Source organism: Kitasatospora sp. NE20-6, from assembly GCF_045862635.1.
In genome coordinates this window covers 34,521-47,601 of the sequence record NZ_BPRL01000050.1, presented here as the reverse complement: position 1 = coordinate 47,601, position 13,081 = coordinate 34,521, and the positions used below count along the sequence as shown (strand labels likewise).

Annotated in this window: 9 protein-coding genes; 2 read left to right on the top strand and 7 right to left on the bottom strand. The window is 73.7% G+C overall.

Annotated features, from left to right (window positions below; translation table 11 throughout):
* Position 1: 1 nt before the first annotated feature.
* The 5 genes from SNE206_RS28860 to SNE206_RS28840 all read right to left on the bottom strand — a co-directional run bounded on the left by SNE206_RS28860 (position 2) and on the right by SNE206_RS28840 (position 8,116).
* Positions 2-982: an ABC transporter permease gene (locus SNE206_RS28860; RefSeq protein WP_407916444.1), complete on the bottom strand. Its 981-nt coding sequence runs from the start codon at positions 980-982 to the stop codon at positions 2-4.
* Positions 979-2,100: an ABC transporter ATP-binding protein gene (locus tag SNE206_RS28855; protein ID WP_407916443.1), complete on the bottom strand. Its 1,122-nt coding sequence runs from the start codon at positions 2,098-2,100 to the stop codon at positions 979-981. The genes SNE206_RS28860 and SNE206_RS28855 overlap by 4 nt, the downstream gene beginning before the upstream one ends.
* Positions 2,101-2,213: 113 nt before the next feature.
* Positions 2,214-3,911 carry an ABC transporter substrate-binding protein gene (locus SNE206_RS28850; protein ID WP_407916442.1) on the bottom strand — a complete coding sequence of 566 codons (1,698 nt, stop codon included), beginning with the start codon at positions 3,909-3,911 and terminating at the stop codon, positions 2,214-2,216.
* A 115-nt stretch (positions 3,912-4,026) separates the two neighbouring features.
* Complete coding sequence (locus SNE206_RS28845) at positions 4,027-5,946, bottom strand: RICIN domain-containing protein (protein WP_407916441.1); 1,920 nt, start codon at positions 5,944-5,946, stop codon at positions 4,027-4,029.
* A 217-nt stretch (positions 5,947-6,163) separates the two neighbouring features.
* On the bottom strand, positions 6,164-8,116 hold the full coding sequence (locus SNE206_RS28840) for a discoidin domain-containing protein (RefSeq protein ID WP_407916440.1): 1,953 nt from the start codon (positions 8,114-8,116) through the stop codon (positions 6,164-6,166).
* 315 nt (positions 8,117-8,431) lie between these two features.
* Here SNE206_RS28840 and SNE206_RS28835 point away from each other — a divergent pair, with 315 nt between their 5' ends.
* Positions 8,432-9,370 (top strand): substrate-binding domain-containing protein, encoded by a 939-nt coding sequence (locus SNE206_RS28835; protein ID WP_407916475.1) that lies wholly within the window; start codon positions 8,432-8,434, stop codon positions 9,368-9,370.
* Between the two features lie 271 nt (positions 9,371-9,641).
* A complete protein-coding gene (locus SNE206_RS28830; RefSeq protein ID WP_407916439.1) occupies positions 9,642-9,926 on the top strand; it encodes a DUF427 domain-containing protein in 285 nt (94 codons plus the stop codon).
* Between the two features lie 34 nt (positions 9,927-9,960).
* Here the strand turns inward: SNE206_RS28830 and SNE206_RS28825 are convergent, their stop codons facing one another.
* Together SNE206_RS28825 and SNE206_RS28820 are read right to left on the bottom strand one after the other, a co-directional pair.
* Entirely contained in the window at positions 9,961-10,878 is a 918-nt protein-coding gene (locus tag SNE206_RS28825) for a LysR family transcriptional regulator (RefSeq protein ID WP_407916438.1), read from the bottom strand.
* Between the two features lie 48 nt (positions 10,879-10,926).
* Positions 10,927-12,873, bottom strand: coding sequence for a phosphatase PAP2 family protein (locus tag SNE206_RS28820; protein WP_407916437.1), 1,947 nt, complete (start codon positions 12,871-12,873; stop codon positions 10,927-10,929).
* Positions 12,874-13,081 lie beyond the last annotated feature (208 nt).

The following is a 13,081-nucleotide window of genomic DNA, read 5'->3' as shown; positions in this document are numbered from 1 at the left end:
GTCAGCCCTCCTTGCGGGTGCGCGGGTCGAGTGCCATGTAGGCGAGGTCGGCGAGGAGGTTCGCGGCCAGCACGGCGAGGGTGATGACGAGGAAGACGCCCTGTATGAGGGGGTAGTCCTTGACGCCGATGGCCTGCACCAGCTCCAGCCCGACGCCGGGGTAGGAGAAGACGACCTCGACGAGGAAGGTGCCGCCGACGACCAGGCCCAGGGCCATGCCGAAGCCGGAGACGCTGGGCAGCAGGGCGTTGCGGGCCGCGTAGGAGAACATGACGCGGCGTCCGGAGAGGCCCTTGGCGTGGGCGACGGTGATGTAGTCCTCGGCGGTGACGGTGACCATCATGTTCCGCATGCCGAGGATCCAGCCCGCCACCGAGGAGACGAGGATCGTCGCCGCGGGGAGCAGCGAGTGCACCAGCGCGCTGGAGACGAACGCGCCGCTCCAGCCGGGGACGAGCCCGGGCTCGTAGCCGCCGGAGGACGGCAGGAAGCTGCCGCCGCCGGTGAGGAAGGCGATGGCGACCAGCGCCAGCCAGAAGTACGGGACCGACGCGAGGAAGGTGGTGGCGGGCAGCAGTCCGTCGGCCCAGGAGCCGCGCCGCCAGCCGGCGAGGACGCCGAGCAGGGTGCCGCCCAGGAACGCCAGCACGGTGGTGACGCCGACCAGCCCGACCGTCCACGGCAGGGTCTGCCCGATCACCTCCGAGACCGGGGTGGGGAACGACTTGAAGGAGATGCCGAGGTCGCCGTGGGCGAGCTGCACCCAGTAGGCGGTGTACTGGTCCCACAGGCCCTGGTTCCGGTCCAGGCCGAAGAGCACGGTCAGCGAGTGGACGGCCTGCGGGTCCAGCTGTCCCTGGAACTGGTTCATCAGGGACTGCACCGGATCGCCCGGGGTGAGGCGCGGGATGAAGAAGTTGACGGTGATCGCGGCCCAGGCGGTGAAGGCGTAGAAGCCGAGGCGCTGCAGCAGGTACTTCACGAGGCACTCCCCGCGCTTCCGGCGGCGCTTCCGTCGGCGTTTCCGGTGGCGCTTCCGGCGGCGTTCCCGTCGGCGTGGAGCCAGCAGGCCGCCCAGTGGCCGGGCGCGTCGGGGAGGTCGAAGCGCGGTGGCACGTGGGTGCGGCACCGCTCCGTCACGGCGGGGCAGCGCGGGCCGAACCGGCAGCCTGCCGGCGGGGACGTCAGGCTGGGCGGCTCTCCCGTGTCACCGCCACCGTCGCCGTCGCCCGGGCCGCCTGCGGTGGAGGCGGCGAGGCGGTCGGGGTCCGGGGCGGAGGCGATCAGGAGCCGGGTGTAGGGGTGGGCGGGGTGCTGGGTGACGGTCTCGCTGTCGCCGCCCTCGACCATCCGTCCGGCGTACATCACGACCGTCTCGTCGGCGAAGTACCGGGCGGAGGCGATGTCGTGGGTGATGTAGAGGATCGCGAGGTCGAGGCGGTCCCTGAGGTCGCGGAGCAGGTTGAGGATGCCGAGGCGGATGGAGACGTCGAGCATCGAGACCGGCTCGTCGGCGAGGAGCACCTTCGGGTCGGCGGCCAGGGCACGGGCGATGGCGACACGCTGGCGCTGGCCGCCGGACAGCTCGTGCGGGTACTTGTCGAGGTACGCGTCGGCGGGTGCGAGGTGCACGCGGCCGAGGAGTTCGCCGAGGGCCTGCTGCAGTCCGTCCCGGCCGCGGCCCGCGCGGTGGTGGATGCGCAGGGCGCGGGTGAGGTGGTAGCGGACGGTGTGCACGGGGTTGAGCGAGCCGAACGGGTCCTGGAAGATCATCTGGACCTCGCGGGCGTACGCCCGGAACGGCCGTCCGCCCCGGACCGCGGTGCTGACGCCGTGCAGCCGGACGTCGCCGGCGGTGCGCGGGTGCAGCTGCGCCAGCAGCCGGGCGACGGTCGACTTGCCGGAGCCGGACTCGCCCACCAGGGCGGTGACGGTGCCCCGGCGCAGCGTCAGGTCGACGTCGTCCACGGCGTGGACGGCCTGCACGGTGCGGGAGAGGATCGCGCGGCCCCGGCGCGGCACGGGGAAGTGTTTGGTGAGGCCTTCGGCCTCCAGCACCACCTCGGGAGGCGGTGCTGTCGCGGGCTGGTTCGACGCCATGGGACCGTGCTTTCCGTTCTTGGGGGAGGTCGGCCGCGCCCCGGCAGGGGCGTGGCCGGGAGGCGGGCCCCCGCCGGGACGCGGAGCTGTCGCGCGGGCCGCCCCGCGCGGGTTCAGCGGTCGGCGGGCTTGAGGTGCAGGACCACGTCGAGGGCGGTCGTCTGGCTGGGCTGGACGGGGGCGTAGGGGTTGGTGTCGTCGGGCCAGCCGGTCCAGTGCTTGGTGGAGTACTCGGCGCCGAGGTTGCCGGCGGAGGTGGGGATCATGGGGGTCTGCTCGGCGAAGACCTTCTGCAGGGTGTTCAGCGCGCCGGTGCGGGCGGCCTCGTCGGCGGCGTTGGCGTAGTCCTCCAGGGCCCTGGTGGCCTCGGGGCTGTCGAAGCGACCGTAGTTGCCGGTGGCCGGCCGGCCGATCGGCTTGAGGGCGGCGCCGTCCATGACGTCCTTGTAGAAGTCGTACGGCGTGGCGCCGCCGTTCGACCACCGCATCGCGGCCTGGAAGTTGCCGGAGGCGATGTTGCTCTCCCAGGCGTTCTGGTCGGCCTTGTCGATGCTCGCCCTGATGCCGATCGTCCCGAGGTTGTCGGCGACGATGGTGAGGGCGGTCTGGTAGTCGCCCCAGCCGGCCGGGTCGGTCAGGGTGAGGGCGACCGGCTTGCCGGACGGGTCGACGAGGTCGGCGCCGCGGTAGGTGAAGCCGTTGTCGGTGAGGAGCTTCTTCGCGGTGGCGGCGTCGGCGGTGGCCTTCCTGCCCCGGTAGGCGGGGGCGATGAAGGCGTCGCCGGCCGGGGTCGGCAGGCCGGTGACGGACTCGACCTTGGGCTTGAAGTAGCCCGCCTCGGCGAGGTCGAAGATGTCGTCCCGGTTGACGACCATCGACATGGCGCGGCGCAGCACGGGGTTGTCGAACGGCTTGAGGGTGGTGTTGATCCACAGGCCGTCGGCGGAGAGGTTCGGCGGGAACCAGAGCTTGTTGTGCTGCGGGTCCTTGTCCTGGTAGAGCTTCTTGGCGTCCGGCAGGAAGGCGTACGTCCACTCCAGGGCGCCGCTCGCCAGGGCGCTGGTGACGGCGTCGTTGCCACTGTAGGTGGTGTAGCGGAGTTCGGTGACCTCGGGCGCGTCCTGCCAGTAGCCCTCGCGGACGGTCAGGGTGGCGGTCTGCGGGGTGAAGGACTTCAGGGTGTAGGGGCCGGTGCCGACCGGCTTGGCGACGGTGTCGGTGGTGGGATCGGCGATCGTGGACCACAGGTGCTTGGGCACGACGAGCGTGCTCAGCACGGAGGCCTGCCGGACGAACTGGGATCCGGTGAAGGTGACGACGGCCCGGTCGCCCTGGACGGTGACGTCGGCGATGGGCAGGGCGCTGCTGTTGAGGGCCTTGTGGTCCTTCATCAGCTGGAAGGCGTAGGCGAGGTCCTCGGCGGTCATCGGGACGCCGTCGGAGAACTTCACGCCCGCGCGGGCGGTGAGGGTGAGCTTCCTGTAGTTGTCGGCCCACTCGATCTTCTCCGCCAGCCAGGGCTTGGGGGCCTCGGCGGGCTTGACCTGGTTCCACATCGCGATGGGCTCGTAGATCATGTGGCGGTAGCCGAGCTGCGCCGCCGCCGAGGTCGGCAGCAGCGGGTTGTTGTTGTTCGTCATCGTGGCGCCCTGCGGCATGCCCACCTTGAGGACGGTCGGAGCGGGAGCCTTGGAAGACCCGGAGGAGCCGCTGCTCCCGCTGCTGCAGGCCGTCAGGAGACCCAGGGACAGCACGGTGATCGCCGCTGCCGCCGGCACGCGGTGTCTTCTGGCGGGGGTCGGGTTGGGCATCGCTTCTCCTCAGGGGTTCCCGCCGGACGCGGGGTGGGTGCAGGACGGTGGGACGGGTCGGACCGTGGGGCGCGGCGGCCGCCGGGGAGGGCGGCCACCGCGCGGTCGCCGGTGGTCAGCCGGCGGTGGTGAGGCGGAAGGTCTGGGCGGGGCCTCCGGTGCAGTCCCACTGCTGGAGGCGGGCGCCGTCGGCGGTGGACACGTCGGTCACGTCGAGGCACTTGCCGCTGTTGCGGTTGACCAGCGTGTAGGAGCCGTTCGCCTGCTGGACGGGCTTGAACTGCTGGTTGGCGCCGCCGCCCCACTGCCAGGTCTGGATCTTCGCGCCGTTCGACGCGGACACGTCGGTGACGTCCAGGGCCTGGCCGGCCGCCCTGCGGTTGGCGACGCGGTAGTAGCCGCCGTCGGTGGCGGTGAACTGCCACTGCTGGTTGGTGGCGGCGGTGCAGCTCCACTGCTGCACGGCGCTGCCGTTGGCGGTGCCGGCGTCGTCCGCGCACTTGCCGGAGTTGGTGTTGGCGAGCGTGTACCAGGCGCCGGTGTCGATCGGGCCGCCGGTGGTGGGGCTCGGGCTGGGACTCGGGCTGGTGCTGCCGGTGGGCGCACCGGGCCAGGTGAAGGTGGCGACCGCGCCGGCCGGCAGGTCGTAGGTCAGGGAGCGGCCGTTCTCGCTGAGGGAGAAGTGCTGGGTGGCGGAGGTGGCGTTGAGCACGACGTCGCCGCGCGAGCCGTCGGGGTTGAGGAACGCGACGTTCTGCAGGCCGCCGCTGCCCTGGCTGGTCGAGCCGATCCGGTGCGCACCCGGCTGGGCGAACTTGGCGATGTGGCCGAGCAGGTAGTACTCGGCGTTCTTGGTGTAGCCGCCGTTGGAGATCTCGACGACCCCGTTGCAGTTGGTGGCGCACCCGCCGTACTGCGGGCCGCCGTTGGCGTCGAGTGCCATGTTCCACAGCACGACGCTCTGTCCGCCGGAGCGCAGGTTGCGGATGACGAGGTTCTCCGTCTGCCACTTCAGGGTGTCGGCGAAGGTGTTGGCCTTGTTCGCCGAGTCGGTGCCGGAGCACTCGGTGAACAGGACGGCCTTGCCGGTGTTCGCGACCTGCTGCTCGGCCTCCGGCTGTCCGCCGTAGCAGTGGAACGCGGCGCCCTTGAGGCGGCCGACGCCGCTCGCCTGGGAGAGCACGGTGAGCGGGAAGTTGGGGTGGTCCCAGTTGTGGTCGTAGGCGAAGAGGTTGGTGGGCAGGCCGGCGGCGGTCAGCTTGGTGTCGAGGACCTTGACGAAGTCGGCCTGCTGGGTGGCGGTCATGCCCATCGACGGGTAACTCGTCTGGAACTCGGGCTCGTTGGCGACGGTGAGGTCGGTGATCGGGGCACCCGCGTTGCCGTAGGCCTGGATCGCCTTCACGAGGTAGTCGGCGAAGGCGCCGTAGTTCTCCGGCTTGAGGCTGCCGCCGTTGAGCGAGTTGCTGTCCTTCATCCAGGCCGGGGCGGACCACGGGGTGCCCATGATGCGGATGCCGGGGTTGACGGCGCGCGCCTGGGTGATCGCGGGCAGGATCTCCTGCTGGTCGCGGGCGATGCCGAACGAGCCCTTGGTGTCCTCGTAGGAGTAGAAGGGCAGTCGGGCGACGAAGTCGGAGGCGCCGAGCGGCTGGCGCAGGTAGTCCAGGCCGATGCCGCTGCCGGTGCTGAACAGGTCGTTCATGAGGTTGGCACGGGTGCCGGACGACAGGCCGGCGACCAGGTGCGCGGCGGACTCGGTGAAGGAGGCGCCGAAGCCGACCAGCGGCTGCTGGACGTCGCCCGCGTTCACCGCGATGTCGGTGCCCTGCGGGCCGGTGGAGGAGAACGCGGCGTCGCCGACGCGGGCCAGCTTGCTGGACCCGTCCGCGGTGGTGATCCAGACCTGGGCCGTGGTGTCGGCGGCCTGCGCGGTGCCGCCGACCGCGGCCAGGCCGGTGCCTGCCAGAACGAGCGTGGCGGCCGCGGCGGCGAGGCGGTTACGGGTGGTGCCGGAACGGTGCGCTCCGTGCATGGTGCAGCTCCTGACGGGGTGGGGGTGGACGCCGCATCCGGGCAGGCCGGGACGGCCGTACGGCGGACCGGCGGACAGTGGCCCGGCAGATGGCACGAGGGGGTTGCCACCTGCGGGGAGGTGCGGGCCCCGGGCCCTGCGCGGGGTGACGCGCGGTGGCGGGCCGGGGTGGTGGCCCGGCGCGGGTGGGCCCGGCGCGGGGATCAGCGGGAGGGGATCAGCGGGAGCGGTACAGCCGGATGTCGGCGAGGCTCCACCAGGCGTCGGCGGTACCGGTGTTGGTCACGCGGAGGTGGCGGGCGCGGGTGCCGGGCACGGCGACGGTGGTGAGCTGTCCGGTGCCGGTGCCGCTGCGCAGCTCGCGCCAGGTGGTGCCGTCGTCGCTCACGGAGAGCTGCCAGCCGCGGGCGTAGTCGCCGAGGTCGTCGCCGCTGTCGAGCGCGACCTCGTCGAAGCGGGTGGCGCGGCCGAGGTCGACCTGCACGTACTGGCCGGGCTGCTGCGCGGCTCCGCCGGACCAGCGGGTGGATGCGTCGGCGTCGACGGCCAGGGCGGCGGTGCCGTCCTCGACGGGTCCTGCGGCGGCCTTCGCCCCGGTGAGCGGGATCTCGCGCTCCGAGGCCGTCGGCGCGCCGGCCTTCGGCCAGGTGAAGGTGGCCAGGGCGCCGCCGGGCAGGGTGTATTCGAAGGTCCGGTCGCCGACGGCCACGGCGAAGCTGCGGGGGGCGTCGTTCTCGTTGTGCACGACGAGGGCCGTGGAGCCGTCGGGGTTGCGGAACGCGACGTCGGTGATCCGGCCGTTCCAGCCGGTGGTGCCGAAGCTGGTGCTGGCGATGCGGACGGCGCCGGGCTTCACGAACTTCGAGAGGTGGCCGATGGTGAAGTACTCGGCGTCGGTGGAGACGGCGCCGTCCGCGCCGACGGTGAGCAGGCCGGTGCAGGTGTCGCAGCCGCCGTTGTGGGGGCCGCCGGTGGCGTCGAGCGCGATGTTCCAGTTGGCGACGGACTTCGCCCAGTTGCGGGTGGTGCCGACGGTGATGGTGCGGGCGTGCCAGGTCAGGGTGCCGCGGAAGATCTGCCCGGGGGTGTCGGTGGCGCCGTGGGAGCCGGAGCACTCGGTGAACCAGATGCCCTTGTCGGGGTGCGCGTCGTGCATGGCGCTCTGCGCGGACGGGTCGCCCGCGTAGCAGTGGTAGGCAGTGCCGGCGACCCACTTCGCGGCGGGCCCGGACAGCACCTCGTACGGGTAGTCGGTCTGCGGGTCCTCGCCCGGCGGGGTGGACCCGACGTCGCCGGGGTGGGTGGACCAGTTGTGGTCGTAGGCGAGGATCCTGGTGCGGAGGCCGGCCTTCTTCAGCAACGGGCCGAGCTCCGCGATGACCGCGGCCTCCTGCTGGGCCGGCAGGTCGGTGCCGGGGTAGCCGGCGGGCTTGCGGTTCTGCGGCTCGTTCTGCACCGTCAGGTAGTCGACGGGCACGCCGGCCGCCGCGTAGGCCTGGACGAACTTCACCAGGTAGCGGGCGTAGGCCCGGTGGACGGCGGGGTCGTCCCTGAGCCGGCCGCCGACCAGTGAGTCACCGGTCTTCATCCACGCGGGCGGGCTCCACGGGGTGGCCATCACGGTCAGGTCGGGGTTGAGGCGCCGGGCCTGCCGCAGGAGCGGGAGGATCACCTGCTCGTCGTGGGCGATGCTGAAGTGCCGGAGCTCGAAGTCGCTCTGCCCGGCCGGCATGTCGTCGTAGGTGTAGTGCTGCTGTTCGGCGGTGAAGTCGGAGGAGCCGACGGGCTGGCGCAGGAAGCTGACGCCGATGCCCTGCCCGGGGTCGAAGAGTTGGCGCATGGCATCGTTGCGGGCCCGGGCGGGCAGGCCGGCGAGCACGGCGGCGGAGGAGTCGGTGAGCGCGGCACCGAAGCCGTCCATGCTCTGGAAGGTCCGGTTCGGGTCGATCGTGATGGTGGTGAGCGTGGAGGCGCCGTCGTGGAAGGCCACCGGCTCGCGCCGGTGCAGGAGTTCCGTGCGGTCGGGGGTGGTGACCCATACGTCGGCGCGGGGGGTGCCGTGGTGTCCGGCGGGGCCGGGCGCCGCGGCGACCGTCCGGACACCGGTGGTGCAGGCGAGGCTCAGGGCGACGGTGGTGGCGATCGCCGCGCCGAGGGCACGTCTGTTCATGGCTTCCTCGAAGATGGAGTGCCGGATGGAGTGGCCGGAAGGGGGCGGCCGGACCGAGAGGCGAGGCCGGGACGGTGCCTCGTGAAACAGAATGAAACAGATATGCGTGATTTTCTCGGTGGGTCATAGGAAACGGCCCGATTGTCGTAGTGTCAAGCTTTAGAACCGCCGCAGTTACAAGGACTTCACTGCGCCGCGTCGCCAATATCGTGAAACAAAAGGATGAAACAAATGGGTAGGCCGAGGTCATCGAAGGTGACGGTGCGGGACATCGCCACCGCGGCGGGGGTCTCGATCGCCACCGTTTCCCGGGTGATGAACGGTCAGGTGCCGGTCGCCCCGGAGACCCGCGAGGCCGTCGAGGGGGCGATGGCGAGGCTCGGCGCCCCCCAGGTCCGCAGCCGTCCCTCCGGGCGGGCGGGGCGCGACGTGATCGTGCGCTGCCCGTACCTCCTGACCGACTACTTCGGCATCATCGTCTCCGCGGTCGCCGAGACCCTGGAGCTGCACGGCCGGCAGGTGATCCTCAACGCCGGCGACGCCGTACGGGACGTCGAGGTGCTCGCCGGGCTGCCGGACCGCGAGCAGTTGGGAGGAGCGATCCTGATCCTTCCGCCCGAGCCGGCCCGCGATCTCGAAGCCCTCCGGCGCCGGGACTTCCCGTTCGTGGTGATCGACCCCCGCACCCCCCTGCCGCGCGACATCGCCGCCGTGTCCGCCGCCCACTTCTCCGGTGCCCGCAGCGTCACCGCGCACCTGGTGTCGCTGGGACACCGGCGCATCGGCATGATCGGCGGCCCCGGCGAGTGGCTCGCCAACGAGGCCCGCATGGCCGGGCACGCCTCCGCGCTCTCCGAGGTCGGCGTGCTGCCCTCGCCGGAGCTGTGCCGCAGCATCGAGCCGACCTCCGACTGGGGCCACAGCTCCGCGGCCGAGCTCCTCGACCTGCCCGACCGGCCGACCGCCCTCGTGACCTTCAACGACAAGGCCGCCGTCGGCGCCCTGCGGGCCGCCTACGAGCGCGGCCTGCGGGTGCCCGAGGACGTGTCGATCGCCGGCTTCGACGACGTCTACCTCAGCAGCAGCACCGTCCCGATGCTGACCACCGTCCGCCAGCCCCTCGGGGAGCTGGGCCGCATGGCGGTCAGCCTGCTGATGCGGCTGATGGAGGGCCACGCCGTCGAGACCCTGCACGTGGAGCTCGCCACCGAGCTGATCACCCGCGGCTCCACCGGCCCCGTGCCGACGGCCTGAGCCCGGGGCCCCGGCCGTCCCTCGCCCCACGACCGCGGGGCCGGCCGGGGGCTCCGCCGGGTCCGGTGCGCGAAGGGATCTCCGCCGCGCCCCTTGACGTGCACGGGCCGGCGCCCTTCAATCGTCGTCTGACGACGACAAGTGGCCGGCCGGGACACTGCGTTCACCTGTCGGATCCACACCCACGGAAACGGACCCTGACCCGGACCCGGAAGCGGAGGACGGCCGAAGTAGGGCCGCCGGCCGCCGGTGTCCGGGCAGAATGGCCGCCATGGCCACTGCACGATGGAACGGCGAGATCATCGCCGAGAGCGACCGGACGACGGTCGTCGAGGGCAACCACTACTTCCCGCTCGACTCGGTGCGGGAGGACCTCCTCGACCACTCCCCCACCACGACGTTCTGCCCGTGGAAGGGCACCGCCTCGTACTACACCGTACGGGTGGCGGGCTCGGAGAACCCGGATGCCGCCTGGTACTACCCGGAGCCCAGCGAGGCGGCCTCGCACATCGCCGGCCGGGTGGCGTTCTGGCGCGGCGTGGAGATCACGGACTGAACGGACCGAACGGGCTGAACGGACCGAGCGGCCGTCAGCCGCCCGGGGGCCGCTCGGCCACCGCGGTGAGCGCCGTGAGCACCGGTGCGATCAGCGGGTGGCGCTCCGCGCCGGCCCGCACCGCCGCGAACACCTTGCGGGTCGCGAGGTCGCTGTCCACCGGCCGCACCGCGACGGCCGACAGGTCGGCGCCCCGCAGGGCCGACCGCGGCACCAGGGCGACGCCCGCGCCGGCCGAGGCGAGCGCGACCACCGCGGTGAAGTCGTCCGAGGAGTGCACCAGCCGCGGCTGGAACCCGGCGTGCTCGCAGGCGAGCAGCACCACGTCGTGGCACGGGTTGCCGGGGTAGGGGCCGATCCACGGCTCCGCCGCGAGGTCGGCCACCGCGATCGGGCCCTCCCCCGCCGCCAGCGGGTGCCCGAGCGGCAGCACCGCCCGGAACGGCTCCGCGTAGAGCGGCACCCGGGTGAGCCGCCCGTCGCCGGCGCGCGGCGCGCCGCGGTACTCGACGGCCACGGCGAGGTCGGCCTGCCCGTCGAGGAGCATCGGCAGGCTGGCGTCGCCCTCCGCGTCCAGCACCTTCAGCCGGACGCCGGGGGCGGTGACGGCGAGCTCCCGTATCGCCGGGGCCAGCACCAGGGTGATCCCGGTCGCGAACGCGGCGACCGTCACCTCGCCCGCGATGCCGGCGCTGTACGCCGCGAGGTCGGCCTCGGCCCGTTCCAGCTGGGCGAGCACGGCGTCCGCGTGGGCGAGCAGGATCTCGCCCGCGGCCGTGAGGCGCACACCGCGGCCGTCCCGGGCGAGCAGGTCGTGGCCGGTCTCCTGCTCCAGGGCGGTGAGCTGCTGCGACACGGCGGAGGGTGTGAGGTAGAGCGCGGCCGCGGCGGCCGTCACGGTCCGGTGGTCGGCCACGGCCCGCAGGGTCCGCAGCCGTCGTGCGTCGATCACGGTGCCAATTCTGCCAGCGCCGGACGGCCGCGCCGGACGCGCCCGGGTTCAGGCGCCGCGGGGCGGACTGCCGCGTTCCGCGCCGCCGGCGACCTGCTGCTGCGGCAGGACCGTGCCCGGCGGGAGGCCGGCCGACCGGTCGAGCAGTCTGCGCCCGGTGAGCACGTACTGCACGAGGCAGCCGACGGCCACGACCGCCGCACCGCCGACGGCGTCCAGCACCCAGTGGTTGGCCGAGGCGACGACGGCGAAGAGGGTGGCCGCCGGGTACAGCCAGGCGAGCCCGCCGAGACCGCGGCGGCGGGTCGCGGCGGACACGCACAGCGCGCACCACAGCGCCCAGGCGATGTGCAGCGACGGCATCGCCGCGTACTGGTTGGTGAGCTCCGTCAGCGCGCCGAGCGGGGCGGTCGCGACGGTGCCGGCCGGGCTGTCGCGCAGGCCGAGGCCGGGGGTCAGCCGGGGCGGCGCCAGCGGGTAGGCCCAGAACCCCGCCAGGGCGAGTCCGGTGGCGGTGAAGAGCACCGTCCGCGAGGTGCGGTAGCGGCCCGGCCGCCACAGGTACAGCCAGACCAGCACCAGCATCGGCACGATCAGGTGGAAGGACTTGTAGAAGAACAGCGAGAGGTCCAGCACCGCCGGCTCGCGCAGCGCCCAGCCGTTGAGCAGCCGCTCGGCGTCCAGGTGCAGCAGTTCCTCGGCGCGCAGCACCTGCCGGGCGTGACCGACGGCCACCGCCGCGCGGTCCGGGGCCGCGTTGCGGATCCACGAGTACACGCCGTAGCCGACCTGGACGAACAGCAGCTCCAGCAGCGGGTTCGGCCGTGACACCGGGCGCAGCCCGGCGGGCAGCAGCGGCAGGTACGACCGGCCGAACGGGTGCGCCGGCGTCGGCCCCGGCCTCCGCCGCACCGACCAGAGCGGGTCGCCGGTCCGCCGGAACGGGAGCACCGCCGCCGCGGCGGCCGCCGTCAGCGCCGGGGCGTTGCGCAGCAGCAGGCCGGAGACGGGCTCGATCGTCGGGTCGAGGAGCGACGGCGGCAGCAGCGCGACGGTCGCCGCGACGACCGGCCACAGCGCACGGTCCTCCGGCCGCCGCCCGACCCGTCCGACGGCGGCGAGCAGCAGCCACGCCGAGGCGTCCGCACCGGCCCGCGGCGCCGCGAACGCCACCGCGCAGCCCGCCACCCCCAGGGCGAGCGGCCGCTGGAGGTCCGCGGCGAGGAGGCTCCCCCGCCGCAGTGCCAGGACGCAGACGGCCGTGCCGGCCGCTGCCCAGACGAGCAGCAGCGGGACGCCGTGCAGGTGCAGCTGGGCGAGCAGGCCCGGGACGGACCGGCTGTCCGGTCCTGCGACGGCCACGGAGTCGGCGACCCGCCGCCAGCCGCGGGCGGACGCCGCCGGACGCGCCGCCCAGGCCGCCGCGTCCAGCGCGAGCGCCAGCGCCACCGCCCGCAGGGCCCGGCGCCGGGCCCGCCCGACGGCGAGCAGCACCGCGAACAGCACCAGCGCCGGCTGCAGGGCGACGGCCAGGCCGAGCGCCACGCCGCCGGGCAGCGGCCGGCGGCGGCCGGGAGCGAGGAACTCCGCCAGCACCAGCGCCACGCAGCACAGGCCGACCACCGCGGCGCCGGGACGTTCCCGCAGGCCGGTGGCGACCAGGACGGCACCGGCCGCGAGCATCCCCGTCACGCGCGGCAGCGGCAGCCCCGGCGGGGGATCCCGCGCGAGCAGCGCCCCGACCGCCGCCACGGCGGCGACGCCCGCCGCGGTGAGCACCACCCGCGCGGCGGTGCCGGACGCGCCGCCCAGCGCGCCCGCCGCGAGACCTGTCACCGGGCCGGACCAGGGCCGGCCCGTGCCGCCGCCACGCGTGAGCGCCGACCACGTGAACGCGGCGGTCACCGCGAGGGCGGCCGCCAGGCCGAGCCCGATCAGGACGGTGGGGAGCGCGGCGCCGGTCCGGGGCGCGGAGGCCGGGAGGATGGGGCGCACCTCGCTCCTCCCGCCGATGCCGTCCGTGCCGTCCCTGCCGACTCTCGGACGGCGGCGGCCCGGTCGCATCCGGGGGGCTGCCGGGCGGGTGGCCGGGCAGGTGGCCGGCGGCGCACGGCGCGGCGGCCGCGTACGGGGGCTTCGGCGACGGGTGCGGGCCCCGGCGGCGGCACGGGGGGACAGGGGGAACGGGGGGAACGCCGCCGCC